Source organism: Tardiphaga alba (assembly GCF_018279705.1).
Lineage (GTDB): Bacteria > Pseudomonadota > Alphaproteobacteria > Rhizobiales > Xanthobacteraceae > Tardiphaga > Tardiphaga alba.
Genome location: NZ_CP036498.1, coordinates 180,494 through 205,965 on the forward strand (window position 1 = coordinate 180,494; position 25,472 = coordinate 205,965).

The 25,472-nt window shown below is 61.6% G+C and carries 24 protein-coding genes and 1 pseudogene; 14 read left to right on the forward strand and 11 right to left on the reverse strand.

The window, feature by feature from the left end:
- Positions 1–14 precede the first annotated feature (14 nt).
- Positions 15–878, forward strand: a complete 864-nt coding sequence (locus tag RPMA_RS00865; protein WP_211911063.1) for an outer membrane lipoprotein carrier protein LolA — start codon at positions 15–17, stop codon at positions 876–878.
- 287 nt (positions 879–1,165) lie between these two features.
- Positions 1,166–1,981, forward strand: a complete 816-nt coding sequence (locus RPMA_RS00870; RefSeq protein WP_211911064.1) for an exodeoxyribonuclease III — start codon at positions 1,166–1,168, stop codon at positions 1,979–1,981.
- Positions 1,982–2,052: 71 nt separating this feature from the next.
- On the opposite strand, the gene RPMA_RS00875 is transcribed toward RPMA_RS00870, so the two are convergent.
- Positions 2,053–2,499, reverse strand: coding sequence for a cyclic nucleotide-binding domain-containing protein (locus RPMA_RS00875; RefSeq protein WP_211911065.1), 447 nt, complete (start codon positions 2,497–2,499; stop codon positions 2,053–2,055).
- A 69-nt stretch (positions 2,500–2,568) separates the two neighbouring features.
- Positions 2,569–3,255, reverse strand: coding sequence for a response regulator transcription factor (locus RPMA_RS00880; RefSeq protein WP_211911066.1), 687 nt, complete (start codon positions 3,253–3,255; stop codon positions 2,569–2,571).
- A gap of 187 nt (positions 3,256–3,442) precedes the next feature.
- On the opposite strand from RPMA_RS00880, the gene RPMA_RS00885 reads away from it, so the two are divergent.
- Complete coding sequence (locus RPMA_RS00885; RefSeq protein ID WP_211911067.1) at positions 3,443–4,012, forward strand: L,D-transpeptidase family protein; 570 nt, start codon at positions 3,443–3,445, stop codon at positions 4,010–4,012.
- Positions 4,013–4,146: 134 nt separating this feature from the next.
- On the opposite strand, the gene RPMA_RS00890 is transcribed toward RPMA_RS00885, so the two are convergent.
- The gene (locus RPMA_RS00890) at positions 4,147–4,821 is read right to left on the reverse strand and encodes a YggS family pyridoxal phosphate-dependent enzyme (RefSeq protein ID WP_211911068.1); all 675 of its coding nucleotides are present in this window, start codon (positions 4,819–4,821) and stop codon (positions 4,147–4,149) included.
- 132 nt (positions 4,822–4,953) lie between these two features.
- On the opposite strand from RPMA_RS00890, the gene RPMA_RS00895 reads away from it, so the two are divergent.
- The 4 genes from RPMA_RS00895 to holA all read left to right on the forward strand — a co-directional run bounded on the left by RPMA_RS00895 (position 4,954) and on the right by holA (position 11,166).
- Positions 4,954–6,651 carry a diguanylate cyclase gene (locus RPMA_RS00895; protein WP_211911069.1) on the forward strand — a complete coding sequence of 566 codons (1,698 nt, stop codon included), beginning with the start codon at positions 4,954–4,956 and terminating at the stop codon, positions 6,649–6,651.
- Positions 6,652–6,837: 186 nt separating this feature from the next.
- The gene (leuS, locus tag RPMA_RS00900) at positions 6,838–9,447 is read left to right on the forward strand and encodes a leucine--tRNA ligase (protein WP_211911070.1); all 2,610 of its coding nucleotides are present in this window, start codon (positions 6,838–6,840) and stop codon (positions 9,445–9,447) included.
- Entirely contained in the window at positions 9,434–9,988 is a 555-nt protein-coding gene (locus RPMA_RS00905) for an LPS assembly lipoprotein LptE (RefSeq protein ID WP_211911071.1), read from the forward strand. Before leuS ends, RPMA_RS00905 begins: the two co-directional genes overlap by 14 nt.
- Before the next feature lie 149 nt (positions 9,989–10,137).
- Positions 10,138–11,166 (forward strand): DNA polymerase III subunit delta, encoded by a 1,029-nt coding sequence (gene holA, locus RPMA_RS00910; RefSeq protein ID WP_211911072.1) that lies wholly within the window; start codon positions 10,138–10,140, stop codon positions 11,164–11,166.
- A 256-nt stretch (positions 11,167–11,422) separates the two neighbouring features.
- Here holA and RPMA_RS00915 read toward each other — a convergent pair whose 3' ends face one another.
- From RPMA_RS00915 to rsmG, 3 genes are all read right to left on the reverse strand, one after another.
- On the reverse strand, positions 11,423–12,310 hold the full coding sequence (locus RPMA_RS00915) for a ParB/RepB/Spo0J family partition protein (protein WP_211911073.1): 888 nt from the start codon (positions 12,308–12,310) through the stop codon (positions 11,423–11,425).
- 170 nt (positions 12,311–12,480) lie between these two features.
- Complete coding sequence (locus RPMA_RS00920; RefSeq protein ID WP_211911074.1) at positions 12,481–13,347, reverse strand: ParA family protein; 867 nt, start codon at positions 13,345–13,347, stop codon at positions 12,481–12,483.
- Positions 13,334–14,044, reverse strand: a complete 711-nt coding sequence (gene rsmG, locus RPMA_RS00925; RefSeq protein WP_211911075.1) for a 16S rRNA (guanine(527)-N(7))-methyltransferase RsmG — start codon at positions 14,042–14,044, stop codon at positions 13,334–13,336. The genes RPMA_RS00920 and rsmG overlap by 14 nt, the downstream gene beginning before the upstream one ends.
- Positions 14,045–14,204: 160 nt before the next feature.
- Between rsmG and RPMA_RS00930 the strand changes: the two genes are divergently transcribed.
- From RPMA_RS00930 to RPMA_RS00940, 3 genes are all read left to right on the forward strand, one after another.
- A complete protein-coding gene (locus tag RPMA_RS00930; RefSeq protein ID WP_211911076.1) occupies positions 14,205–14,876 on the forward strand; it encodes a DUF4269 domain-containing protein in 672 nt (223 codons plus the stop codon).
- Between the two features lie 14 nt (positions 14,877–14,890).
- Positions 14,891–15,220 carry an MmcQ/YjbR family DNA-binding protein gene (locus tag RPMA_RS00935; protein WP_211911077.1) on the forward strand — a complete coding sequence of 110 codons (330 nt, stop codon included), beginning with the start codon at positions 14,891–14,893 and terminating at the stop codon, positions 15,218–15,220.
- A gap of 107 nt (positions 15,221–15,327) precedes the next feature.
- The gene (locus RPMA_RS00940) at positions 15,328–15,507 is read left to right on the forward strand and encodes a hypothetical protein (RefSeq protein ID WP_211911078.1); all 180 of its coding nucleotides are present in this window, start codon (positions 15,328–15,330) and stop codon (positions 15,505–15,507) included.
- Positions 15,508–15,530: 23 nt separating this feature from the next.
- On the opposite strand, the gene mnmG is transcribed toward RPMA_RS00940, so the two are convergent.
- The 4 genes from mnmG to hemJ all read right to left on the reverse strand — a co-directional run bounded on the left by mnmG (position 15,531) and on the right by hemJ (position 21,186).
- Positions 15,531–17,405 carry a tRNA uridine-5-carboxymethylaminomethyl(34) synthesis enzyme MnmG gene (gene mnmG / locus RPMA_RS00945; RefSeq protein ID WP_211911079.1) on the reverse strand — a complete coding sequence of 625 codons (1,875 nt, stop codon included), beginning with the start codon at positions 17,403–17,405 and terminating at the stop codon, positions 15,531–15,533.
- 250 nt (positions 17,406–17,655) lie between these two features.
- Positions 17,656–18,981 carry a tRNA uridine-5-carboxymethylaminomethyl(34) synthesis GTPase MnmE gene (gene mnmE, locus RPMA_RS00950; RefSeq protein ID WP_211911080.1) on the reverse strand — a complete coding sequence of 442 codons (1,326 nt, stop codon included), beginning with the start codon at positions 18,979–18,981 and terminating at the stop codon, positions 17,656–17,658.
- 231 nt (positions 18,982–19,212) lie between these two features.
- Positions 19,213–20,478, reverse strand: coding sequence for a transcription termination factor Rho (rho, locus tag RPMA_RS00955; protein WP_211911081.1), 1,266 nt, complete (start codon positions 20,476–20,478; stop codon positions 19,213–19,215).
- A 285-nt stretch (positions 20,479–20,763) separates the two neighbouring features.
- Positions 20,764–21,186 carry a protoporphyrinogen oxidase HemJ gene (gene hemJ, locus RPMA_RS00960; protein WP_211911082.1) on the reverse strand — a complete coding sequence of 141 codons (423 nt, stop codon included), beginning with the start codon at positions 21,184–21,186 and terminating at the stop codon, positions 20,764–20,766.
- Between the two features lie 468 nt (positions 21,187–21,654).
- Between hemJ and RPMA_RS00965 the strand changes: the two genes are divergently transcribed.
- From RPMA_RS00965 to dnaQ, 4 genes are all read left to right on the forward strand, one after another.
- The gene (locus RPMA_RS00965; RefSeq protein ID WP_211913370.1) at positions 21,655–22,494 is read left to right on the forward strand and encodes a pyruvate, water dikinase regulatory protein; all 840 of its coding nucleotides are present in this window, start codon (positions 21,655–21,657) and stop codon (positions 22,492–22,494) included.
- Complete coding sequence (locus RPMA_RS00970) at positions 22,491–23,099, forward strand: Maf family protein (RefSeq protein WP_211911083.1); 609 nt, start codon at positions 22,491–22,493, stop codon at positions 23,097–23,099. The genes RPMA_RS00965 and RPMA_RS00970 overlap by 4 nt, the downstream gene beginning before the upstream one ends.
- Before the next feature lie 119 nt (positions 23,100–23,218).
- Positions 23,219–23,818 carry a dephospho-CoA kinase gene (coaE, locus tag RPMA_RS00975; protein WP_211911084.1) on the forward strand — a complete coding sequence of 200 codons (600 nt, stop codon included), beginning with the start codon at positions 23,219–23,221 and terminating at the stop codon, positions 23,816–23,818.
- A 33-nt stretch (positions 23,819–23,851) separates the two neighbouring features.
- Positions 23,852–24,565 (forward strand): DNA polymerase III subunit epsilon, encoded by a 714-nt coding sequence (gene dnaQ, locus RPMA_RS00980; RefSeq protein WP_211911085.1) that lies wholly within the window; start codon positions 23,852–23,854, stop codon positions 24,563–24,565.
- A 223-nt stretch (positions 24,566–24,788) separates the two neighbouring features.
- Here the strand turns inward: dnaQ and secB are convergent.
- Positions 24,789–25,264, reverse strand: a pseudogene (gene secB, locus RPMA_RS00985) (protein-export chaperone SecB).
- Positions 25,265–25,472 lie beyond the last annotated feature (208 nt).

The following is a 25,472-nucleotide window of genomic DNA, read 5'->3' on the forward strand; positions in this document are numbered from 1 at the left end:
AGGACGACGTTTTGATGAAACGCGACATCCAGTACGCCGCACACCAGTCTCTCCTGCGCGCCAGCGCTGCGGGCCTTGCTGCGACTTTTGCTGTCGGCATCATGATGTCCGCTGCACAGGCGCAATCGACACCGCTGCCGCGCCCGGCGCCGAAGACGCGCAATGCCGCGAGCTTCCAGATGGCCGCGTCGGAAACGCAGCCGAACCGGCAGCCGGCCATCGTCTCCCCCGTGCAGCAGGCGCAGGCGCCAAAACAGGCCACGCCGCCAAACCCGATCATTCCGGATCCGCGTCGTAACAAGCCGGCCAGTATCTTCACGACCTTCGATGCCAACCAGAAGGCCTCGGCGGCGAAGGTCAGTTCCTACCTCTCCAATCTCAGCACGTTGAGCGGCAACTTCATTCAGGTCGGCCCCGACGGCAATCGCACCACCGGCGACTTCTACATCCAGAAGCCGGGCAAGGTTCGCTTCGAATATGATGCGCCGACGCCCATCGCGATGGTGTCCGACGGCCAGTCGCTGGCGGTGCGCGACACCAAGCTGGCGACCCAGGACATCTACCCGCTGTCGCAGACGCCGCTGCGCTATCTCCTGTCCGATCGCATCGATCTGATGAAGGACACCAATGTCGTCGCCGTGACGGCGGACGATCTCTACACCTCGGTGATCATCGAGGAGCGCAATGCAGTGGTGGGCACGTCGCGCCTGATGCTGATGATCGGCACCAAAGACGGCCAACTCAAGCAATGGACCATCACGGATCCGCAGGGCTATGACACCACCGTCGCGATCTACAATCTCGATACGGTGAAGAAGCCCGATCCCGGCTTGTTCAAGATCGATTTCGCCCGCTACCCCAGCGGCGGCGCGAATTAGGGCTGCTTAACCTCTCCCCGCCCTTTGCGGGGAGAGGTCGCCGCGCCTTCGCGGCGGGTGAGGGGCATGGCACATAGCCCGCCCCACTCACACCCTATCGAATCCCACGAATAGCAGCGCAGGCTACATCCGTGCGATCCGATGGACCGCGCTTGCGGCTCCGCCCAACCATGCCCCTCACCCGCCCGGCTTCGCTGCGCTACGCCGGACGACCTCTCCCCGTAAAGAACGGGGAGAGGTTAAAGATCCCCGATTGCGCTCGGCTGCATCCGGGCTACAAGTCCCCCATGCGTCTGACCCTCACCACCTGGAATATCAATTCCGTCCGCCTGCGCATCGAACTCGTGGCTGATTTTCTGCAATCGGTGCAGCCTGACGTGCTGTGCCTGCAGGAGACCAAGTGCCCCGACGATGCCTTCCCGCTGAAGCGCTTGAAGCAACTCGGCTATGAGCATGTCGCGCTGAACGGGCAGAAGGGCTATCACGGCGTCGCCATCGTCTCGAAACTGCCTTTCGACGCCACCGACATCCGCGTATTCTGCGACAAGCTGGATTCGCGCCACATCTCGGTGGCCTTCGGCGCGAAGGCAGGCCTTGCGGCACCGCTGATCGTGCATGATTTCTACGTGCCGGCGGGCGGCGACATTCCCGATCCCGAAGCCAATCCAAAATTCGCGCACAAGCTCTCATTTCTCGACGAGATGAAGAGCTGCGAGCCACTGCATCCGCGCGGCGATGCCCGTCACATCCTTGTCGGCGACCTCAACGTAGCGCCACACGAAAACGATGTGTGGTCGCACAAGCAGATGCTGAAGATCGTGTCGCATACGCCGATCGAATGCGAGAAGCTGCTGGCGGTACAGAGCGAAGGCAACTGGATCGATGTCGCGCGCGAACGCATTCCGCTGTCGGAGAAGATCTATACCTGGTGGAGCTATCGCGCCGCGGACTGGGCAGCATCCAATCGCGGCCGGCGACTGGATCACATCTGGGTATCGTCGGCGCTGAAGGATGCGGTGAGCGACTATCAAGTGCTGCGCGATGCCCGCGGCTGGGAACGACCGTCCGACCATGTGCCGGTGACGGTCGTGCTGGATGTGTAGTTGAAGGGGCGCCGACAGCGGTGTCCCCTCTCCCGCTCTTGCGGGGGAGGGAGAAGTGGCGAGCTTAGTCGCTATCCCAGCTTCTTGCGCACCTGCGCGAAATCACTGGCGAGTTCGTTGACCCGCGACGCCATGTCGTTGCGCAGACGCACCGCGGCATCGGGATCGCTGTCGAGCACGCGCTGAAACAGGCTTCGGGTGATCCGGATGACGCTCGAATATTCCGTTGCCACCGCCGTCGAACGTCGCGGCATGGACACCAGCAAGGACAGCTCGCCAATCAGCGTGCCGCGCGATGCGATCACTTCATGATCGCTGCCGTCATCGACGCTGATGCGAAACGATCCGTTCTGCACAACATAACCGCAATCGGCCTGCTCATCCTCGCGAAACAGAACTGAGCCGCGGGAAAACTCCTGCTGCTCCGAACCAATGGCGATCACGCGCAGCGCATCGCGACCCAGCAGGCGCAGGGTCGGCACACGCTCGAGAAGTGAAACGTCATCATCGATCGACATGAAGAACCGCGTGGACCGGACGCGCGAAGCGTAACAGGCAGCTACTGGCGAATCGGTCCACTAGTCGTATCACGGCACCAACTTGTAGCCACCGGCTTCCGTCACCAGGATTTCGGGATTGGCCGCATCTTTCTCGATCTTCTGGCGCAGCCGATAGATATGCGTTTCCAGCGTGTGCGTGGTGACGCCGGAATTGTAGCCCCAGACTTCCTGCAGCAGCGTCTCGCGCGACACCGCCATCTGGCCGGCGCGATAGAGGAAGCGCAGGATCGCAGTTTCCTTCTCGGTGAGGCGCACCTTCTTGGCATTGGCGCCGGTGAGCATCTTCGAGCCCGGACGGAAGCTGTAGGGGCCGACGGTGAACACCGCGTCCTCGCTCGCTTCATGCTGGCGCAGCTGGGCGCGGATGCGCGCCAGCAGCACGGCGAAGCGGAAGGGCTTGGCGACATAGTCATTAGCGCCGGATTCGAGGCCAAGAATGGTATCGCTGTCGGTGTCATGGCCCGTGAGCATGATGATCGGCGCCTTGAAGCCGCCCTTGCGCAGGCTGCGCACGACTTCGCGGCCGTCGGTGTCGGGCAGGCCGACATCCATCAGCACCAGATCTGGAGAATTGGCCTTGGCAGCACTCGCGCCCTTGGCGCCGGTATCGACGGCGGAGGCTTCGAATTCCTCGTGCAGCGACAATTGTTCGACCAGCGCCTCGCGCAAATCAGTGTCGTCATCCACGATCAAGATCTTGCGGGCATTCGGCATTGCGACAATCCTTTGGACGGCTGCTGCGGCTTCGACGTGTGAAACGCGATGATGGGGTGGAGATCATCACGGTTTCGACATCACCGCATAGTCTAGCGCAAAAAACCAAGCATTCTCAGCGAATGTGGTTTTGCAGCGCGAAATAGAACATTTGCGGTAAACAGCCAAGGCGAAGCGGCGGGATTTGATGAGAAACGTCGTTAATTCAGGTACTTATAGAACAAGCTTGCGTGATCGGCCGGTGAAGCGGTTGCTAGTACGCGCCGCAGCGGGAAATCCGCAGCGCGGTTGGCTGAGTTTCGATCACACAACCATACCCGTCGCTCTGGGCCGCGGCGGAATAAAGGCGAACAAACGCGAAGGCGACGGCGCAACGCCGCAGGGGGTGTTTCACCCAATCCGGCTGTGGTGGCGCGGCGATCGCCATGCGCGTCCGCGCACGCATCTGCCGATCAGGCTGATCTCGCCGCATGACGGCTGGTGCGAGGACCCGCGGGACCGGCATTACAATCAGCCGGTGCGTCTGGACCGCGGCGTCGAAGGCGATCGGCTGGCGCGGGAAGATCACCTCTATGATTTCATCATCGAGATCGACCAGAACACGAAACCGCGGATCGCCGGGCGGGGGAGCGCGGTGTTTCTACATCTCGCGCGTGACAACTGGGGGCCGACCGCAGGCTGTGTCGCCATGCGCAAAGGCGCGATGCTGCGATTGCTGGAGCGGCTAGGGACGGAGACGGAGATCGTGATCGGGTAACGGCAGGACGCATCAGCCCTCATCCTGAGGAGCGGCCACTTGGCCGCGTCTCGAAGGATGGCCGCAGGCTCCGCGCCCAGCGAGCTCATAGTTCGAGACGGCGCTTCGCGCCTCCTCACCATGAGGGAATGGAGTTAGCGATGCCCGAAAATGGCCGAACCGACCCGGACATGCGTCGCGCCGAACTGAATCGCCGTTGCGAAATCCGCGCTCATTCCCATGGACAGCTGCGTCAGCCCATTCCGCGCGGCGATCTTGGCGGTCAGCGCGAAATGGGGCGCGACGGCCTCTTCTACCGGCGGGATGCACATCAGGCCGGTGATCGCCAAACCCCAGTGATCCCGGCAGCGCGCGAGGAAATCATCGGCCTCGGACGGCGCGATGCCGGCCTTTTGTGGCTCCTCGCCGGTGTTGATCTGCACGAACAGCTGCGGACTCTTGCCCTGACCCGCGATCTCCTTGGCCAGCGCATCGCACAGCGAGGGCCGATCGACGGAGTGGATCGCATCGAACAAGGCCACCGCTTCCTTCGCCTTGTTGGACTGCAGCGGCCCGATCAGATGGAGCGCAATCGCGGGTTGCGCCTCGGTTAGCGCGGGCCACTTCCCCTTGGCCTCCTGGACGCGGTTCTCGCCAAACATGCGCTGCCCGGCATCGATCACCGGCTGGATCGCGTCCGCCTCAAAGGTCTTCGACACCGCGATCAGATTGACAGAAGTCCGCTCACGACGGGCTTCTTTGCAAGCACGGCGAATCTCGGTCTCGACGGCGGCAAGTCCGCTGGCTGGTGAAGAAGATGTTAATGTCATGGAACCGTACACTGAATTATTTTCAACCAAGACGCGAACTTTAGCGAGGTCGTCGTCAATTTGAGCCCTTTGCGAAAGGATTTATGAAGGCTTTGAGGTACCTATGTCCTGCGGGGGCTCAGGGATCCGAAGATGTCACGCATCGGTATCAACCGCAATAAAGCCAGGCTTAGGGGAGCGCTCGGCATCCGCGCCCGTTTGGTGCTGTTTGCGTTGATCCTGGTCGGTCCGCTCATGGCCGAGCGCATCCGCTCGCTGCATGTCACACGCACCCAGCAGATTGCCGAAGCTGCGCGTGATTTTGCCGGCCTGGCGCAGCACAGCGCCGATGCCCAGCGCGAAGTGTTCGCCTCGATCGAAGCCGTTCTGAAATCCTCGGCCTATGTTTATGCCACGGCGGCGCAGGTCAATCGCAGCTGCGCGATCATGCGCGCCAGCCTGCGCAGCAATATGCCGTGGCTGCGCAGCCTCACCGTCGCCGGCATCGACGGCATCCCGAAATGCTCGACCTGGCCGGAATTGATTGAAAGCGATCTCAATTTTGGCGACCGCCCCTATTTCAAGCGCGCCGTCGCCACCGGCGAATTCACTGTCAGCGACTATGTATTCAGCCGTCTCACCAATCTGCCGACGGTCATGGCGGCCTATCTGGCGCCGGGCCAGACGAAGGCTGATGATGCCGTCGTACTTGCTGCCATCAATCTCGACTGGATGTCGAACCTCATGAGCAATCTTGGCGAACGGCCGGGCGTCACCGCGCTGCTCGTCGATCACGCCGGCACCGTACTGGCAGCACCACCTGGCAGTATCGGCCAGGTCGGTCGTCCAATGGACGATCTCGCTGTCTTGCCGCTGATCGAAACCAATCTACGCAATTCGCAGCGACAATCCGGCTCGCTATCGTTCCGGGCAGACGACGGTGCACGACGCGCGGTGTCGTTCGCGATGATCCCCGGCACCAGCGCACAACTCATTGTCAGTATCGATGAAGCGCGCGTGTCAGCCGTGGCCGACCAGGACATCCGCACGGCCTATATCCAACTCGCGATCGTCTGCCTGTTCGTTCTGCTCGGCGCGCTCGTTGTCGCTGAGCGGATGATCATCAAGCCGATCCGCACCATGGAAACCATGGCGAAACGATTCGGCCGCGGCGACTGGTCCGCACGCATGCCCGGCAATCGGCTGCCGGCGGAATTCGTACCGCTTGCCCGCGCCTTCTACGGCATGGCGGCACAGCTGCGGGGGCGCGAACGCGAGTTGCGCGCCAGCAACGAGCAACTGACCGTGCTCGCCTCGGTGGACATGCTGTCGGGCCTCGCCAATCGCCGCGGCTTCCAGGGGCGGCTCGACTTCGAATGGCTGCGCGCCCAGCGGTCCGGCGACGACCTGGCGCTGTTGATGATCGACGTCGATCACTTCAAGCTGTTCAACGACAGCTATGGCCATCCCGAAGGGGATGCCTGTCTGGCCCGAGTCGGCGCGGAGTTATCGGCACTGGCCGATCGTGTTTCCGGCTTTGCCGGCCGCTATGGCGGTGAGGAATTCTGCCTGCTGCTGCCGGATACCGATACGAACCGCGCCATCCAGATCGGCGAGATGGTGCGTGCGGCCATCTGGAGCATGATGGTCCCCCATGCCACGAGCACCCATCAGCGCGTCACCGTCAGCGTCGGCGTCGCCTCCGCTGCGCCCGCCACGCTGGAGACCGCCCGCGACCTGATCGAGGCGGCAGATGCGGCGCTTTATGCCGCCAAACGGCGCGGCCGCAACACGGTGGTGGAACACGGTTTTGTGCGAACCTACGGGACCGCCGTGTCGCTCAGCGCGTGAGCCCGGACGCCGCCTCCCGCCAGAAGGTCTTTCCCGTCTTAAACCATTGACCCAACGCAGCCTTTTATGGCCTAGTCCCCGCGCATTTCGCGCGATTTGGGCCAAGCCTGCACCGGTTTGCGGCCTCGCCCCTCGCGTCCAGAAACGAACAAGCGCCCGAGCCGGCCTGCGGATTTCAAGAACACCATGAGCAACGAACGTTACAACGCCCGCGAGACCGAACCGCGCTGGCAGCGCGTGTGGGACGACAAGGCGATCTTCGCCACCAAAAACGAAGATCCCCGGCCGAAATATTACGTGCTCGAGATGTTCCCCTATCCGTCCGGGCGCATCCATATGGGCCATGTCCGCAACTATACCATGGGCGACGTGCTGGCGCGGCTGAAGCGCGCCAAGGGTTTCAACGTCCTCCATCCGATGGGCTGGGATGCCTTCGGCCTGCCGGCGGAAAACGCCGCCATCGAGCGCAAGGTCGCGCCGAAGGCATGGACCTATGAGAACATCGCTTCGATGAAGAAGCAGTTGCAGACCATGGGTCTGTCGCTCGACTGGGCGCGCGAATTCGCGACCTGCGACCCCAGCTACTACAAGCATCAGCAGAAGATGTTCACCGACTTCCTCGCCGCTGGCCTGGTGGAGCGCAAGAAGTCGAAGGTTAACTGGGACCCGGTGGATCACACCGTGCTTGCCAATGAGCAGGTGATCGACGGCCGCGGCTGGCGCTCGGGCGCCGTCGTCGAGCAGCGCGAGTTGACCCAGTGGTTCTTCAAGATCACCAAATACTCGCAGGACCTGCTCGACGCGCTGGAGAAGCTGGATCGCTGGCCGGACAAGGTCCGCCTGATGCAGCACAACTGGATCGGCCGCTCGGAAGGTCTGCATTTCGAATTCGGTCTGGTCGGCGCACCCGCCGGCTTCGAGAAGCTGCCGGTGTTCACCACGCGGCCCGACACGATGTATGGCCCGACCTTTGCGGCGATCTCGCCGGATCATCCGCTGGCCAAGAAGCTGGCCGAGAGCGATCCGAAAGTCGCGGCCTTCATCGACGAGTGCCACAAGCTCGGCACCTCGCAGGCCGAGATCGACACCGCGGAGAAGCTCGGCTTCGACACCGGCATCAAGGCGTCGCATCCGGCTGACGCGAACTGGCACCTGCCTCTTTACATCGCAAACTTCGTGCTGATGGATTACGGCACGGGCGCCGTCATCGGCTGTCCCGCCCATGACCAGCGCGACCTCGATTTCGCGCGCAAGTACGGCATCGACGTTCTCGATGTTTTCGTACCCGTCGGCAGCGACGAGCGCGTCGGCAACACGGCCTTTGTGCCGGCCAAGACCGACACCGTGCAATATATCCGCTGGGTCGGCGAACCCGGCGTGATGACTTGCGAAGAAGCGATGAAGAAGTCGCTGGCGATCTTCGAGAAGGACGGCTGGGGCAAGCGCGAAGTGAATTTCCGCCTGCGCGACTGGGGCATTTCGCGCCAGCGCTATTGGGGCTGCCCGATCCCGGTCATCCATTGCGAAAAATGCGATGTGGTGCCGGTGCCGGCGAAAGACCTGCCCGTGGTGCTGCCGGAGGACGTGACCTTCGACAAGCCGGGCAATGCGCTGGACCATCACCCGACCTGGAAGCACGTGACCTGCCCGCAATGCGGCGGCAAGGCGCGGCGCGAGACCGACACGATGGACACGTTCGTGGACTCGTCCTGGTATTTTGCGCGCTTCACCGATCCGTGGAATGAGGATGCACCGACCACGCGCGCCGTGGCCGATCGCATGATGCCGGTGGATCAGTATATCGGCGGCGTCGAGCATGCGATTTTGCATCTGCTCTATAGCCGCTTCTTCACCCGCGCGATGAAGGCGACCGGGCACGTCAGTATCGACGAGCCGTTTGCCGGCATGTTCACGCAGGGCATGGTGGTCCACGAGACCTACAAGAAGCAGGACGGCACATTCGCTTCGCCGGCCGAGATCAACATCACCGGCGATGGCACGACCCGGTCGGCGACGCTGCTGAGCGACGGTTCGGCGATTGAGATCGGCTCCATCGAGAAGATGTCGAAGTCGAAGCGCAACACCGTCGATCCCGACGACATCATCGGCACCTATGGCGCCGATACCGCCCGCTGGTTCATGCTGTCAGACTCGCCGCCGGATCGCGACGTGATCTGGAGCGAGGAAGGCGTCAAGGGCGCATCGCGTTTCGTCCAGCGCCTGTGGCGCATGGTCAACGATGCTGCGGCTCACGGTAAGTCCGCGCCATCAGCCAAGCCGGCGGCGTTCAGCCCCGAGGCGCTGGCGGTGCGCAAGGCCGCCCATGGCGCGCTCGACAAGGTCTCGACCGGCGTCGAAAAGCTGCAGTTCAATGTTTGCCTCGCTTATATCCGCGAATTCGCCAATGCATTTGGCGAAGCGCTGGCCAAGCCGGGCACCCCGGCGCCGGACATTTGCTGGGCGCTGAACGAGGCCGCCGTCATCCTGACGCAGCTGTTCGCTCCCATGATGCCGCATCTGGCGGAGGAATGCTGGACCGTGCTGGGCCAGCCGGGCCTGGTCTCCGAGGCCGCCTGGCCGCAGGTCGAGGCCGATCTGCTGGTTGAGGACTCGCTGACCCTTCCCGTTCAGGTCAATGGCAAGAAGCGCGGAGAAGTCACAGTTCCGCGCGAAGCGTCCAATTCGGAAATTGAGGCTGCCGCTCTGGCCCTTGATGCTGTAAAACAGGCGCTGGACGGCAAGCCGCCCAAGAAGATTATCGTGGTGCCGCAGAGGATCGTGAATGTTGTCGGCTAAGTTCCGTATCGCTGCCCGGCTCACGGCCGTTATTGCTCTTGGCGCCCTCACGGCCGGCTGCTTCCAGCCGATGTATGCCGCCAAGACGGCGGACGGCTCCCCCGCGCTGCGCGAAAAGCTGGCCTCGGTCGAGGTGCCGCCGCTCGATTATCCCACCGCGTCGCCACTGGCGCGCGTCGGCGTCGAAATTCGCAACGCGCTGATGTTCAAGATGTACGGCGCCGCCACTGGCATGCCGCCGCTCTATACGCTGAAGATCCGCTTCACGCCGAACCGGACTTCGCTGATCGTCGATCCCAATACGGCACTGCCGACATCGGAGAATTATGGCATCGACGCCACTTACGGCCTGATCGAGATCGCCACTGGCAAGCAGGTGATGACCGGCTCGACCTTTGCCCGCGTCACCTATGATATCCCCGGCGGCCAGCAGCGCTTCGCCCGCACCCGCGCCTATCGCGATGCCGAGAACCGCGCTGCCGGCGAGATCGCCGATAACATCAACACGCGTCTGGCGTCGTTCTTCTACAAGGGCAGCTAAATACTCCGCCCTCATCCTGAGGAGCCGCGAAGCGGCGTCTCGAAGGATGGCAGCACGCGCCAGTGCCAAACATCTCATGGTTCGAGACGCGCGCAAATGCGCGCTCCTCACCATGAGGGACTGAGTCGATTGAAGCCCAGGACATCACCTTGGTCGCCCTCCGCGGAAAAGACATCGACCTCTTCCTGAACCGACCGGATTCCACCCGGCCGATCATCCTGCTTTATGGCCCCGACGCCGGCCTGGTGCGCGAGCGCGCCGAGGCGCTGGTGAAATCGGCGGTCGATGACGTCAATGACCCGTTCTCGCTGGTGCGCATGGATGGCGACGACCTCGCCGCCGAACCCTCGCGCCTGGTCGAGGAAGCGATGACGATCCCGATGTTCGGCGGGCGACGCGCCATCCGCGTCCGCGCCGGCTCGAAGAACTTTTCCAGCGGCGTCGATACGCTCAGCGAGATGGCGGTTCGCGATTGCCGCATCGTCATCGAGGCCGGCGAGCTCAGGCCGGAATCGCCGTTACGCAAAGTGTGCGAGAAGGCAAAGACGGCCGTTGCCATTGCCTGCTATCCGGACACCGAACGCGACCTGACGAAGCTGATCAATGACGAGCTGCAGCTTGCCAATCTGCGTATGGCCAACGACGCGCGCGCGACCTTGATGTCCCTGCTCGGTGGCGATCGCCAGGCCTCGCGCAACGAGCTGCGCAAGCTGATGCTCTATGCGCATGGTACCGGCGAAGTAACGTTGGACGATGTGATGGCCTGCGTGGCGGACGCGTCCGAGCTGAAGATCGACCCGATCGTGGACGGCGCCTTCGCCGGCAATCCGACACTGGTCGAGACCGAATTCAACAAGGCGATGATCGCCGGGACTTATCCCGGCATGATCATGATGGCGGCTCAGCGGCAGGCCGCGGCGCTGCATAAAGCGAGCCTGCTGGTGGAGGCTGGTACGTCGCCATCGGCTGCCGCCGAGAGCGGATTTCCGCGTTTGCACTTTTCCCGCAAGGGCGCAGTGGAAGCCGCGCTCCGCAATTTCACCACACGACGACTGGCAGCAATCATCGATCAGCTCGCAGTGGCCGCGCTCGACGTCCGCAAACAAAACACCCTCGGTGCGGTGATCGCACAGAGGGCATTGATGTCGATTGCCGTGAATGCAAGGCGGCGCTCTTAACCTCTCCCCGCATCTTGCGCGGGGAGAGGTCGAGCGGCGTAGCGCAGCGGAGCCGATCGGGTGAGGGGCATGGCACAAGGCCATCTCACAACCATAGAAGCGAAAAGTTTTTATGCAAGATTGAGTGCCGGTCAGGTCGGAGAGATCCGACGGACCGGGCACGTGGTGAGTGCGTGCCATGCCCCTCACCCGCCGCGAAGTCGCGGCGACCTCTCCCCGTGAAGTACGGGGAGAGGTTATCGAGCGTCGCGGATAATTACTTATCCAGCCGCTTCAAAATCTCGTCGAGCTGATCGAGATCGCTATACTTGATCACCACGGTGCCGCCGGGATCGCGGTGATCGACCGACACTTTCAGCCCGAGCACATCACTCACCCGCTTCTCCAGAGCGATGGTGTCGGCGTCCTTCGCGACCTTCGGCGCCGAACCCGCGCGCGGCTTTTGCGGCGCGCGCTCCGGCACGCCTTCTTCATGCGCAAGCGCTTCGGTCTGGCGGACGTTCAGGCCTTCTGCAATCACGCGCTTCGCGGCAGCGGACGGATCGGGCAGCGAGATCAGCGCGCGGGCGTGACCATTCGAAAGCTGGTTCGATGCGATCAGCGCCTGCACGTCTTCCGGCAGTTTGGTGAGGCGCATCATGTTGGCCACATGGCTGCGGCTCTTGCCGACGATCTTTGCGATATCGTCCTGGCTGTGTTTGTAGGTCTCGGCGAGCGCGTGATAGCCCTGCGCCTCTTCCATCGCGTTGAGGTCTTCGCGCTGGATGTTTTCGATGATGGCGATTTCCATCGCCGCGGCATCGGTGACATCCACCGGCACGACCGGCACTTCATGCAGACCGGCGAGCTGCGACGCACGCCAGCGACGCTCGCCAGCGATGATCTCGAACCGATCATTGGTGCCCTTCACGGCACGCACCACGATCGGCTGGATCACGCCGTGCTGCTTGATCGAGGACGCCAGCTCGTTCAGCTCCGCATCTGCAAACGTGCGGCGCGGATTGCGTGGGTTCGGCTTGATGAATTCGATCGGCACCTTGCGTTGGCCACGCGCCGGACGCTCGGTCTGCGCGGCTTCGCCGCCGACATCACCGATCAGACTTGCCAGGCCCCGGCCCAACCGCGAACGCGCTTCATCGGCCATTGCCAATCCCCTTGAACTCATGGGTCACTCCAAAACTCGAAACTCAGTACTCGTAGGATGGGTCGAGCGCAGCGAAACCCATCAGTCCGTCATCGCGGCAAACTCCGCCGATGGGTTTCGCGTCGGCGCGATGCGCCTACGCTCTACCCATCCTACGGACGACACGCGCGTTACGCCGCGTCGCCCGGTGCCGCGCGGATATCACGCTCGCGCTGGATCACTTCGGTGGCAAGGCGCAGATAGGCCTCGGAGCCGGCGCACTTCAAATCATAAACCAGCACCGGCTTGCCGTAGGACGGCGCTTCCGAAATGCGGACATTGCGCGGGATCATGGTGTCATAGACCTTGTTGCCCATGAATTCGCGGACGTCGGCAACAACCTGGTTCGACAGGTTGTTGCGCGCATCGAACATGGTCATGACGATGCCATGGATGGTCAGGCTCGGGTTCAGCGTCGAGCGCACCTGCTCCACCGTCTGCAGCAGTTGCGACAGACCTTCGAGCGCGAAGAATTCGCACTGCAGTGGCACGAGGATCGCGTCCGACGCGGCCATCGCATTGACGGTGAGAAGATTGAGCGACGGCGGACAATCGATCAGCACATAAGTATAGTCCGAGCCCGGCGAGACATTGTTGTTCAGCTCACCGATGGCATCGCGCAGACGGAAGGCGCGATCGCGGGCGCCGCCGATTTCCAGCTCGAGGCCGGAGAGATCCATGGTGGAAGCCGCGATATGCAGACGCGGCACCGCGGTGACGACGACGGCATCGCGCAGCGGCGCGTCGCCGGTCAGCACGTCATAGGTCGAACAGGCGCGATCGCGGCGATCGATGCCGAGGCCGGTGGAGGCATTGCCCTGCGGATCCAGATCGACGATCAGCACGCGCTCACCGATAGCGGCGAGTGCGGTGCCGAGATTGATCGCGGTGGTGGTCTTGCCGACGCCGCCCTTCTGATTGGCCAGCGCCAGGATGCGCGGGTGGCCAGGGGTCGCCTTCGTGCTATCCTCTTGATGTTCCTGATCAATTACGGTCATTTGCGTGGGCCATCATGGTATCTGCGGACGGGTCGCGCCGCTCGATCTTGTCCAGTTCGACGATCCAGCCTTGTCCGCCGGTAAGGCTCGCATGCAGGCGTGGGCTTATATTCCAACATTTAGTAGCTTCGGTCAATTCCGCGTCTACATCTTGACCCTTTAGAAACAGCGCCTTGGTGCTGCCGTTCATGTGGGGAGCCGCGAAACCGAGAATGATATCTAGCGACGCCACGGCGCGTGCGGTGATGCAATCGACGCGCTTTGGAAAACTATCCACACTATCCCCGATGTCCGCGAGGTGCACCGAACCTGGGGCTTGCGTCACACGTAATGCTTCGCGCAGGAAAGCCGCCTTCTTGGCATTGCGCTCGACGAGATGAACGTGGCCGCCGACATCACCCATGGCACAGGCCAGCACCACACCGGGAAAACCACCGCCGCTGCCGAAGTCGAGCCAGATGCGCGCATCCGGCGCCAGCCTCAACAGCTGCAGCGAGTCAGAGATATGGCGCGTCCAGAGATGCGGCAATGTCGTCGGTGAAATGAGATTGGTCTTGGCCTGCCATTGCAGCAGCAGCGCAACATAGCGATCGAGCCGCGCTTCTGTTTCATGTGAAACAGGTGTCAGGCGGAGTGCTGCGGCTTTGTCGCTGTCGAGTTGCGGAGCGGGAGCAGATGGCTGGGAACGTTGCGCCATGGATCGGTATCAGTGCATCATGAAGGGAGTGATTAGTCTTACTCCGAGTCCATGACGGCGGCTATCGAAATGCAGCCGGTTAAGAGCTTGCGGCCATCCTTCGAGGCTCGCTGCGCTCGCACCTCAGAATGAGGACGGAGTAAATGGCTGGATAAGCAAAGTGAGCGAAGGTGTCGTAACGACATCGCTGGAACGCTTTGGCTTGTCGAGCTCTTGCCCAGCCCTCATGGCGAAGAGGCGCGACTTGTCCCGCCGAAGCTCGAAGAGCGAAGGCGGAAGCGCCGTCTCGAACCATGGAGACAACATGACGTCGCTATCCTACGAAGCCGTCATCGATCGCATCGGCATCCTCGATATCCTCGCGCCGTTCGACCCTCATGTCGTCGGTACCCTGCCGCTCGGCATCGCCCTGCCCAATAGCGATATCGATATTGTTTGCCAAGCCTCGGACCCTGATGTGGTCGCCAACCTGCTATGGACAGCTTTCAGCTCGGCCGATGATTTCACTCTGTATCGGTGGTCGGCCAGAGGCCGACCTTTGATCGCGAAGTTCAAAGCCGAGAGCTGGCCGTTCGAGATCTTCGCCAGCACCGAACTCGTTGCTGAACAGTCCGGTTGGCAGCATTTCGTCGTAGAGCGACAGCTTCTGGACCTCGCAGGTTTCGCTCTAAGGGACCAGATCATGGCGTTGCGGCTCCAGGGCATGAAGACCGAGCCCGCTTTCGCTACTGCGCTTGGACTCCCCGGCGATCCCTATGAAGCGATGCGTGCCTTGTACTGGCTCTCGGAGATGGAATTGGCCGAGATCATCTCCAATTCGCCGGAGCTTTAGAGGATCGATCCGCCATGGCCGATGCATCTTCTCTTCGCGAGCTGGCTCTTGCGCTGGATGGCGTGACGTCCGCTCCGCATTTCGATCGGACGGCGTTCAAGGTGAAGCGGATATTCGTGACTCTGGCCGCGGACGGGCTCACCGCGAACTTCAAACTCACCCCGGACGAACAAGCCCTGAAGTGCGAGGTTATGCCTGACGCATTTTCGCCAGTGCCAAATGCTTGGGGCCAGCAGGGTTGGACGGTGGGCACCTTGGCGAAGCTGAAGACAATCGAACTGGCAGCAGCGCTGGAGATGGCATGGCAACATGCGCTGCCAGCTCCCAGAAAGCAGAAGCCATAAGCCTGTTTCACGTGAAACGACTTCAGATCGGCCCGTCCGGCTTGAGCCGTATCAATGACCCGTCCCTAAATACCGCAATGATGATCTCATCCTCGGAGGATGAGACCATGGAACTGATTACTCGGCTATTCCTGGTATTGGCAGCGCCTATTACCGCGCTCTTTGTGTCCCGCGATGCGCTAAACTTCGGCGTTATTCAGGTGATGGTCGCGGTGGCGCTATTTGTCCTGATGGTCGCGGCCTTGGCCTTCTGGCCCCGGCGGGAATCCGGCAATACCGAGATCTAACCGTCCGTTTCACGTGAAACAGATCAAGCGACGCTGATCGTCGCGGTCCTGCGGGCATCCCGGCGTAGATAAGCGGTCAGGATCGCCAAAGCGGCTGGTGTGACACCATCCAGACGACCCGCCTGCCCGACGGTCCGCGGCGAAGCCGCCTTGAGCTTCGCACGGGCCTCGTTCGAGAGCCCGGGCACCAAGTCGTAATCGACATCGGTCAACAATAGACCTTCATCGCGGCGGAAAGCCTCGACGTCGGCCGTCTGGCGCTTGAGATAGACATCATATTTGGCGTCGATCTCGATATGGGTGCCGATGGCTGGGTCAATGGCCGAGAGTTCGGGCCAGATTCGGATTACGGTAGACCACTCACTCTCCGGATAAGAGAGAAGATCGAACGCCGATCGGCGCTGGCCATCGTGATTGAGGGACAGGCCATGCTTCGCCGCCCCGTTCGGGGTGATCGACAGCTCCTTGGTCAGAGCCTTGCCGGCCGCCAGCGCATCCATCTTCGCCGTATGGCGGGCAATACGGGCGCTGCCGACACAGCCAAGAGCAATACCCTTGTCGGTCAAGCGCTGATCAGCATTGTCAGCGCGAAGAGTCAGGCGATATTCGGCCCGGGACGTGAACATCCGATAGGGCTCTGAGATGCCGCGGGTCACGAGATCGTCGATCATCACACCGAGATAGCCATCTGCGCGGTCAAATACGGCCGGCGCCGAGCCCGACGCGGCAAGCGCTGCGTTCAGACCAGCCACAAGGCCCTGGGCGGCGGCTTCTTCATAGCCTGTGGTGCCGTTGATCTGCCCGGCCATAAACAGGCCCGGCATCCGCTTCGCCTGAAGAGTCGGATCGAGTTCACGGGGATCGACATGGTCGTATTCAATAGCATAGCCGGGCTTGATCATCCGCACACGCTCGAGACCGGGGATCGAAGCCAGGATCGAAACCTGAACCTCTTCCGGAAGCGAGGTGGAAATGCCGTTGGGATAGACGGTGTCGTCATCGAGCCCTTCGGGCTCCAGAAAGATCTGATGACCATCGCGATCGCCGAAGCGAACGATCTTGTCCTCGATGGACGGGCAATAGCGCGGGCCGGAGCTCTTGATCTGGCCGGAATACATCGGTGAGCGATGCACATTGGCGCGGATCACTTCGTGGGTGGCCGGCGTCGTGCGGGTGATGCCGCACTGGATCTGGGGCGTGGTGATACGGTCGGTCATCACCGAGAACGGCTCCGGCGGATCATCCGCCGACTGCATCTCGACCGCGGACCAGTCGATGGTCTTGCCGTCGAGGCGCGGCGGAGTGCCGGTCTTGAGACGGCCGAGGGTAAAGCCGATGCGCTCGAAGGCTTTTGACAAGCCGAGCGCTGGCGCTTCGTCGATGCGACCGGCGGGCCAGTTCTTCTCGCCGAGATGGATCAAGCCGCGGAGGAAAGTTCCCGTAGTGATCACCACGGCGCCGGCGCTGAGTTCCCGGCCATCGGCCAGGCGGATACCCGTCACCCGGCCATTGGCCGTGAGGAGATCGTCGGCCTCGCCTTCAATGACACTGAGATTTTCGGTTGCGGTGATCGCAGCCTGCATGGCGGCGGCGTATAGCTTGCGGTCGGCCTGGGTGCGCGGCCCCCGGACGGCCGGACCCTTCTTACGATTGAGCATGCGGAACTGGATGCCACCGGCATCCGCAACGCGGCCCATCAGCCCATCAAGAGCATCGACCTCGCGGACAAGGTGGCCCTTACCCAGACCACCTATCGCAGGATTGCAGGACATGGCCCCAATGGTGGCGAAGCGATGGGTCACCAACGCCGTATGGGCGCCCATGCGCGCAGCCGCGGCCGCAGCTTCGCAGCCGGCGTGTCCACCACCGATAACGATGACATCGAACTTGTCTTGCATGGGCGCAGCTTCTACCGCGCCTGTGGACAAGATTGAAGGAGATTCTGAGAGGGCCGTGTTTCACGTGAAACAGGGAAACTAATTCATATTCCTTTCCACCGACCCCTCATCCTGAGGAGCCGCGCAGCGGCGTCTCGAAGGATGGCGGCTTGGCAGGATCCAAGCGATTTCATGGTTCGAGACGGCGCTACGCGCCTCCTCACCATGAGGGCAGAGAAATGTTTCACGTGAAACACAGTGATAGGATTTATTACTTACCTATGCAAAAATCCCTAAATATGCTATCGAGCACATCTTCCACATCGACCCGCCCGAGCAATCGCCCGAGCTGATGCGCGGCGGCGCGCAAATCTTCTGCGACCAGCTCGTCACCTTGTTGCGCTGATCTTGCGGCATGCTGCAGCAAATTGGCCGTGCGACGAAGCAGGTCGCGTTGACGATCGCGGGTGATGAAACCTGCTTCGCCCTGCCCGAAATATTGGGATGCGAATGCGACCAGTGCGGACATCAGCTCGCTCATGCCGTCGCCGCGCTCGGCCGAAATCGAGAGCGTTGCGTCTGCCGAGCTAATAGTAGCTACATCGGTCTTCGTCCTAATGACCCAGACCGGCGCATCGCTTTCGGTCAGCCAACCTTCCGGCCGCGCGGCATCAACTGAATCCACCAGCCACAAAACGAGATCCGCTTCGACGGCTCGGGCGCGCGCGCGACGAACGCCCTCTTCTTCTACGGGATCGATGGTTTCACGAATACCGGCGGTGTCGATCACGGTGACCGGGTAGCCGTCGAGATCGAGCTGCACCTCGATCACATCGCGCGTTGTCCCCGCATGCGGTGAGACGATCGCGACATCGCGACGGGCAAGCTGGTTCATCAAGGTGGACTTGCCGACATTGGGCTGGCCGGCGATGGCAACGACGAGACCGCCGCGCAGTCTTTCGCTGCGACCCTGCGCCGATAGGACCTGCTCGATTTCACGATGGAGCGCTGCGGCCTTTTCGAGCGCGGGCGCCATCAGCTCGGTTGAGACATCGCCCTCGTCGGAAAAGTCGATTCCGACTTCGACCAACGCAAGAGCTTCGATGATCTGCTGGCGCCAGTTGCGGGCCTTGTCGCCGAGCAGGCCCTTGAGCTGGCGAAGCGCCTGCCTCCGCTGGCGGTCAGTGTCGGCATGAATGAGATCGTCGAGGCCCTCGGCTTCGGTGAGATCGAGCTTGCCGTTCTCGAAAGCGCGGCGGGTGAATTCACCGGGCTCTGCCGGACGGAGACCATCGATGGACGCCAGCGCTTCGAAGAGGGAGGTGAGAACCGCGCGGCCACCGTGGATGTGGAATTCAGCAGTGTCCTCGCCGGTCGCGCTGGCAGGTCCGGGAAACCAAAGCACTACGGCGTCGTCGATGGGACCGAGCTTGTCGTCGGCGAGCAGCACATGGGTGGCCATGCGCGGTATCGGGATTTTCTTGGCGAGGCGTTCAAGCGTCGCGCCGGCGCGCGGACCCGAGACGCGCACGATGGCGATCGCGGTCGGGGGCCGGCCGGAGGAGAGTGCGTAAATGGTCTGATCGCGCGGATGCATCTCCTATTTGACGATGGTGGGGGTGAGGTGCAACGGGATTCTCACGTGCCCCTCTTTTGTCATCGCCCGCGAAAGCGGGCGATCCAGTAGACACTGACGGCAGTGATCAAAGCGACAGCCAATGTTTACTGGGTCGCGCGCTTTCGCGGGCGATGACAACGGAGTGGGTGGCCAAAAACAAAAAGGCGCCGCTGTTTCCAGCGACGCCTTCATCGTCAGAGCTTCTCGCCCTTACGTATTCATCGAATCGAAGAATTCCGAATTGCTCTTCGTGTTGCGGAGCTTGTCGAGCAGGAAGTCGATGGCGTCCATCGTGCCCATCGGATTGAGGATGCGGCGGAGGACATACATCTTCTTGAGCACCTGAGGATCGGTGATGAGCTCTTCCTTGCGCGTGCCCGAGCGGGAAATATCGATCGCCGGGAAGGTGCGCTTGTCGGAGACCTTGCGGTCCAGGATGAGTTCCGAGTTACCGGTGCCCTTGAATTCTTCGAAGATCACTTCGTCCATGCGGCTGCCGGTATCGACCAGCGCGGTGGCGATGATGGTGAGCGAGCCACCTTCCTCGACATTACGCGCGGCGCCGAAGAAGCGCTTCGGACGCTGCAGGGCGTTGGCGTCAACACCGCCGGTCAGCACCTTGCCCGACGACGGCACCACGGTGTTGTAGGCGCGACCGAGGCGGGTGATCGAATCCAGCAGGATGACCACGTCGCGGCCATGCTCGACCAGGCGCTTGGCCTTCTCGATCACCATTTCGGCGACCTGGACGTGACGGGTGGCGGGTTCGTCGAAGGTCGAGGAGACGACCTCGCCCTTCACCGAGCGCTGCATGTCGGTGACTTCTTCCGGGCGTTCGTCGATCAGAAGAACGATCAGATAGCATTCCGGATGATTGGCCGTGATCGAATGCGCGATGTTCTGCATCAGCACGGTTTTACCCGTGCGCGGTGGCGCGACGATCAGCGCGCGCTGGCCCTTGCCGATCGGCGCCACGATGTCGATGACGCGCGGGGAAAGATCCTTCCGGGTCGGATCTTCCAGTTCGAGGCGGAAGCGCTCGTTCGGGAACAGCGGGGTCAGGTTGTCGAAATTGACCTTGTGCTTGGACTTCTCAGGATCCTCGAAGTTCAGCGTGTTGACCTTGAGCAGCGCGAAATAGCGTTCGCCCTCCTTCGGGCTGCGGATATGGCCTTCGACGGTATCGCCGGTGCGCAGACCGAAACGGCGGATCTGCGAGGGCGAAACGTAGATGTCGTCCGGGCCCGGCAGGTAATTGGCGTCCGACGAGCGGAGGAAGCCGAAGCCGTCGGAGAGCACCTCGACGACGCCTTCGCCGATAATGTCGGTTTCCTGCAGCGCCAGTTGCTTGAGGCAGGCAAACATCAGCTCCTGCTTGCGCATGGTCGAGGCATTTTCGACCCCCAGCTCTTCCGCAAACGAGACGAGCTCGGCTGGCGTCTTGGCTTTGAGGTCTTGAAGTTTCATTTCCCGCATTGGGAGTGGTCCTGTGGAAGATCGGAGGGGGAGTGCAAGCTGCTGGAGAAGGTGCGGACGCTCAAAAGAGTCACGAAAGTCCGCAGGTCTCCGGCAGAGAAGTCTTGAGCGGTTAAGGTGCTGAAGAGACTTCAAGCCTGATGTGGCGGCCGGCGGATTTAAAAGCCGGGTCGAACCGCATCGCCTGCGTCGGGTGGGAGAACTCGAACATATGGGACATCCGCTCAACGCGCAAGATCGCCGGAAGTGCCGGCATGATCGAAATCTGAGCGGCGAAAATTATTCTCAGAACGGCTTCACCACCACCAGGATCACGATCAGGATCATCAGGACGGTCGGTACCTCATTGAGAATCTTGTAGAATTTCGCGCTTCGCGTGTTGCGGTCAAGCGCGAAGTCGCGCACCCGGCTGGTCAGGAAGCCATGAACGCCGGACATCACCAGCACTAGGAAGAGCTTCGCGTGAAACCAGCCTGATGTGAACCAGCCGCCGGACCACGCCAAATAGAGACCAAGGATCCAGGTGACCATCATCGCTGGATTGATGATGGCCTTGAGCAGCCGTCGCTCCATCACCTTGAAGGTCTCGGACTGCTTGGAGCCAACCTCGGCATCGCAGTGATAGACGAACAACCGTGGCAGATAGAGCATGCCCGCCATCCAGGAGATGACGGCGACGATGTGCAGAGCTTTCGCCCATTCATACATTGCTAAGCCTTAGCCTCTATCAGGAGGATACGCGGGATCGTTGGGGAACATCTGACCCGCATCGCCGTTGCCCGCAAGCGCGATCAACGCGGTTATCCGTGCTCTATCCGCACGAACCTCTTCCCTCAATCTATTATTAGATTCTTAAGGTTTGAGTCTGTTTGACCGTGGATTTGGCGGACACAACGTCATCCCCGTGTCATCCCATGCTTGTGCACACCGCCATCTGAATCTTCTGCGAGTCCTCTTGCGATCCATAAAGATAGGCGGCGTCGAGCTTTGCGGGACGTCCGGGCGGGATTCCGGAGAGACAAATCCACATAACCCCATTATCATTGTGAACGTCGCCAAACGGTGTCCCCGCAGGCAGGCCTGTGTAGAAGAATCCGGGTTATCCCGGCCGCCTCGCCACCGCCGCCGATTCCGCTGAAAATCTCCACAGCGATCCACAGAACACACAGGGTTATGGTGCATACCACCGGCAGCTTTTTTCACCTTCATCTCGTCTCCGATTCCACCGGTGAGACGCTGATCACGGTCGCCCGCGCCGTGGCCGCGCAATATTCGAACGTGACGCCCGTCGAGCATGTCTATCCGCTGGTGCGCAGCCAGAAGCAGCTCGACCGCGTGTTGACCGAGATCGAGGAAGCGCCGGGCATCGTGCTGTTCACGCTGCTTGAGAAGGATTTGGTCGAACGGCTGGAAGCCAAGTGCCAGGAGATCAATTCGCCGAGCCTTTCGATCATCGGGCCGGTGATGCAGCTGTTCCAGAATTACCTCGGTGCCTCCACCTCCGGCCGTGTCGGCGCGCAGCACGTTCTCAACGCGGAATATTTCAAGCGGATCGACGCGCTGAATTATTCGATGATGCATGATGACGGGCAGCATACCGACGGGCTGGAAGAGGCCGATGTGGTCCTGGTCGGCGTGTCGCGGACGTCGAAGACGCCGACCTCCATCTATCTGGCAAATCGTGGCATCCGCACCGCCAATGTTCCGCTCGTCCCCGGAATCCCTATTCCGAAGCAGCTCGAGTCGCTGAAGAAGCCGCTGGTGGTCAGTCTACATGCGACGCCGGAACGTTTGATCCAGATCCGGCAGAACCGGCTGCTCTCGATCGGTAGCGATACGGCGAATGACGATTATATCGACCGTCAGGCGGTGACCGATGAAGTCACCTATGCGCGCAAGCTCAGCGCCAAATATGGCTGGGCTCTGCTCGAGGTGACGCGCCGCTCGATCGAAGAGACCGCTGCGGCGATCATGAAATTGCTGGCGGACCGCCAGCGACAACGGATGCAGGAATGACCATCTGGCGCGGCGAACAGCCGCTGATTCTGGCGTCGCAAAGTGCGGCGCGACGCATGCTGCTGGCCGGTGCCGGCATTACCTTCGACGCAGCTCCCGCGGATATCGACGAACGCGGCATTCAGCAGCGTTCCAATCTGACCGCGCCTGGCGACATCGCCGCTTTGCTCGCCGAGCAGAAGGCGGCCTTCGTCTCGCTGCGACACCCCGGACGCTATGTGGTCGGCGCCGACCAGACATTGTCGGTCGGCGACCGGCTGTTCAACAAGCCGACCGGCCGCGACCAGGCGGCGCAGCAATTGCGTGACCTCTCGGGCAAGACGCATGAACTGCATTCGGCGATCGCGGTGGCCTGCGACGGCGCGACCTTGTTCTCACATGTCTCGGTGGCGCATATGACCATGCGCCAGCTCGACGATGCCGCCATCGACGCCTATCTCGATGCCGCCGGCGACAGGGTGACGACCAGTGTCGGCGCCTATCAGCTCGAAGGCCTGGGCGTGCATCTGTTCGAGCTGATCGAAGGCGATCATTTTACGATCCTTGGCCTGCCGCTGCTGCCGCTTTTGAAATTTCTGCGCGGCGAAGGCATGATTGGAATTTAATTCACCGTCATTGCAAGGAGCCGAAGGCGACGAAGCAATCCAGAAGCCAAGTGAAGAAAGAGCTGGATTGCTTCGTCGCTGCGCTCCTCGCAATGACGGCATAAAATGAGGGAATGGGAATGCGCGTCTTGGGGCTGACCGGCTCGATCGGCATGGGGAAATCGACCACCGCAAAACTGTTCGTGGAAGCCGGCGTGCCCGTCTATGACGCCGATGCCACCGTGCACATGGTCTATGAAAATGAAGCGGTGCCGCTGATCGAAGCGGCGTTTCCCGGCACCACGGTGGATGGCAAGGTCGATCGCACAAAGCTCTCGCCGCTGGTCGTGCACGACGCGGATGCGATGAAGAAGCTGGAAGGCATCGTGCATCCCCTGCTCGCCAAGCATCACAAGAAATTCCTCGATGATGCCGAAGCTTCCGGCGCTGACATTGCCGTTGTTGATGTGCCGCTGCTGTTCGAGACCGGTGGTGACAAGCGCGTCGATGGGATCGTCGTCGTCTCCACCGATGCGAAGACCCAGCGTGAGCGGATCCTGGCCCGTGACGGCATGACCGAAGAAAAGCTTGACGCCATTCTGGCGCGGCAGCTGCCCGATGCGGAAAAGCGCAAACGCGCCGACTTCGTGGTGGATACCTCACACGGGATCGAGCCCGTGCGCGCCCGGATCGCTGAAATTCTTGTCGAGGCTGCTAAGCTGCCTAGACGTCGCCCTTAAAATTCCTGCCTGATTTGCTGAGTCGATACACCAATGCGCGAAATCGTCATGGATACGGAAACCACCGGCCTCGATCCGCTACGCGGCGATCGTCTGGTGGAAATCGGCTGTCTCGAAATCTTCAATCGCCTGCCGACCGGCCAGACGTTTCACGTCTATATCAATCCCGAGCGCGACATGCCGCAGGAGGCGTTCAACGTTCACGGCCTGTCAGCGGAATTCCTGTCCACCAAGCCGCTCTTCCATGAAGTGGCCGACGACTTCATGGCCTTCATCGGTGATTCGCCGCTGGTGATGCATAACGGCTCGTTCGACCTTGGCTTCATCAATATGGAACTTGATCGCATCAAGCGTCCAGCAGTGCCGCGTGATCGTCTGGTCGATACGCTGCTGATCGCCCGCCGCAAGCATCCCGGCGTATCGAACAAGCTCGATGATCTCTGCGTCCGCTATTCCATCGATATTTCCCGCCGCACCAAGCACGGCGCATTGCTCGATTCCGAGCTTCTGGCCGAGGTCTACATCGATCTGGTCGGTGCGCGGCAGTCGTCGCTGATTCTGGCGGATGATGCGCCGATACTCGTCCGCAGCAATGTCGGTGATGCGCCGCGCCGTCAGCGTGAGGTGGCCCTGGCGCCCCGCGTGACGGACGATGATCGCGCCACGCATCGTGCCTTTGTCGGCACGCTCGGCGACAAACAAATCTGGTCGGAATTCTGGGGCGAGCCGGACAAGGCGGCTGGGTAATTCCTTCTCCCCGCTCTTTGCGGGGAGAAGGTGGCCGCGCGAAGCGCGGTCGGATGAGGGGCATGCTCGGGAGATGAGCCAATAAAGGTATCTCGGATCCCAAATCTTCGATCCGATGGATGTGAGATCGATTGCACATAGTGCCTCGCCCTCACCCGACGCTCTCATGCTTCGCATGCGAGCATCGACCTCTCCCGCGCAGAGCGGGGAGAGGTTAAGAAGCTTAATTCGCCTGGCCGGCTTCAGCCTGCTGACGCTCGAGGTTCTGGCGATACAGGCCGACGAAATCGACCGGGTCCAGCATCAAGGGCGGGAAGCCGCCGTCGCGCACGGCGGTGGCGACGATTTCGCGGGCGAACGGGAACAGCAGGCGCGGGCACTCGATCATGATCAGCGGGTGCAGGTTTTCCTGCGGCACGTTGACGATGCGGAATACGCCGGCATAGGCCAGCTCGAACGAAAACAGCACCGAACCATTGGCGTCGGCCTTGCCCTCGATGGACAGGGTCACTTCATATTCGGTGTCCGACAGGTTGTTGGCGCCGACATTGATCTGGATATTGATGTTCGGCTGCTGCTGCTGGGGAGCCAGCGAGCCCGGGGCATTCGGGTTCTCGAAGGAGAGATCCTTGGTGTACTGGGCCAGTACGTTCAGCTGGGGGGAGACGCCTCGGGAGCGTTGCCGTTGCCATTTGCCATGTCGAAAATCTCCTGAAGCGCCGCCGGGCGGCTTTGGCCGATTCGCCGCGAAAAGCCGCGTCAGGCGGCCCCTCTATGGGGGCGAGTGGCTATCATATGGCTGCGGGTTTCGACAAGGACAGCAACGCCCGATTGGACTGGTTCAATGGCCGACTTTGGCACCCGTTACAGCGGTTGATTCGTCCTAACCGGCTGATATGCCGCGCCT

What these genes read in the sequence shown, in the direction of transcription:
- mnmG (WP_211911079.1), bottom strand. Translation starts at nt 17,405, where the DNA reads ATGCAAGACAAGTTCGATGTCATCGTTATCGGTGGTGGACACGCCGGC.
- RPMA_RS00905 (WP_211911071.1), top strand. Translation starts at nt 9,434, where the DNA reads ATGTTGTCGGCTAAGTTCCGTATCGCTGCCCGGCTCACGGCCGTTATT.
- RPMA_RS00880 (WP_211911066.1), bottom strand. Translation starts at nt 3,255, where the DNA reads ATGCCGAATGCCCGCAAGATCTTGATCGTGGATGACGACACTGATTTG.
- RPMA_RS00970 (WP_211911083.1), top strand. Translation starts at nt 22,491, where the DNA reads ATGACCATCTGGCGCGGCGAACAGCCGCTGATTCTGGCGTCGCAAAGT.
- RPMA_RS00890 (WP_211911068.1), bottom strand. Translation starts at nt 4,821, where the DNA reads ATGACATTAACATCTTCTTCACCAGCCAGCGGACTTGCCGCCGTCGAG.
- RPMA_RS00865 (WP_211911063.1), top strand. Translation starts at nt 15, where the DNA reads ATGAAACGCGACATCCAGTACGCCGCACACCAGTCTCTCCTGCGCGCC.
- RPMA_RS00920 (WP_211911074.1), bottom strand. Translation starts at nt 13,347, where the DNA reads ATGACCGTAATTGATCAGGAACATCAAGAGGATAGCACGAAGGCGACC.
- rsmG (WP_211911075.1), bottom strand. Translation starts at nt 14,044, where the DNA reads ATGGCGCAACGTTCCCAGCCATCTGCTCCCGCTCCGCAACTCGACAGC.
- RPMA_RS00895 (WP_211911069.1), top strand. Translation starts at nt 4,954, where the DNA reads ATGTCACGCATCGGTATCAACCGCAATAAAGCCAGGCTTAGGGGAGCG.
- rho (WP_211911081.1), bottom strand. Translation starts at nt 20,478, where the DNA reads ATGCGGGAAATGAAACTTCAAGACCTCAAAGCCAAGACGCCAGCCGAG.
- mnmE (WP_211911080.1), bottom strand. Translation starts at nt 18,981, where the DNA reads ATGCATCCGCGCGATCAGACCATTTACGCACTCTCCTCCGGCCGGCCC.
- dnaQ (WP_211911085.1), top strand. Translation starts at nt 23,852, where the DNA reads ATGCGCGAAATCGTCATGGATACGGAAACCACCGGCCTCGATCCGCTA.
- hemJ (WP_211911082.1), bottom strand. Translation starts at nt 21,186, where the DNA reads ATGTATGAATGGGCGAAAGCTCTGCACATCGTCGCCGTCATCTCCTGG.
- RPMA_RS00885 (WP_211911067.1), top strand. Translation starts at nt 3,443, where the DNA reads ATGAGAAACGTCGTTAATTCAGGTACTTATAGAACAAGCTTGCGTGAT.
- RPMA_RS00875 (WP_211911065.1), bottom strand. Translation starts at nt 2,499, where the DNA reads ATGTCGATCGATGATGACGTTTCACTTCTCGAGCGTGTGCCGACCCTG.
- RPMA_RS00935 (WP_211911077.1), top strand. Translation starts at nt 14,891, where the DNA reads ATGGCCGATGCATCTTCTCTTCGCGAGCTGGCTCTTGCGCTGGATGGC.
- RPMA_RS00940 (WP_211911078.1), top strand. Translation starts at nt 15,328, where the DNA reads ATGGAACTGATTACTCGGCTATTCCTGGTATTGGCAGCGCCTATTACC.
- RPMA_RS00915 (WP_211911073.1), bottom strand. Translation starts at nt 12,310, where the DNA reads ATGGCCGATGAAGCGCGTTCGCGGTTGGGCCGGGGCCTGGCAAGTCTG.
- RPMA_RS00870 (WP_211911064.1), top strand. Translation starts at nt 1,166, where the DNA reads ATGCGTCTGACCCTCACCACCTGGAATATCAATTCCGTCCGCCTGCGC.
- coaE (WP_211911084.1), top strand. Translation starts at nt 23,219, where the DNA reads ATGCGCGTCTTGGGGCTGACCGGCTCGATCGGCATGGGGAAATCGACC.
- leuS (WP_211911070.1), top strand. Translation starts at nt 6,838, where the DNA reads ATGAGCAACGAACGTTACAACGCCCGCGAGACCGAACCGCGCTGGCAG.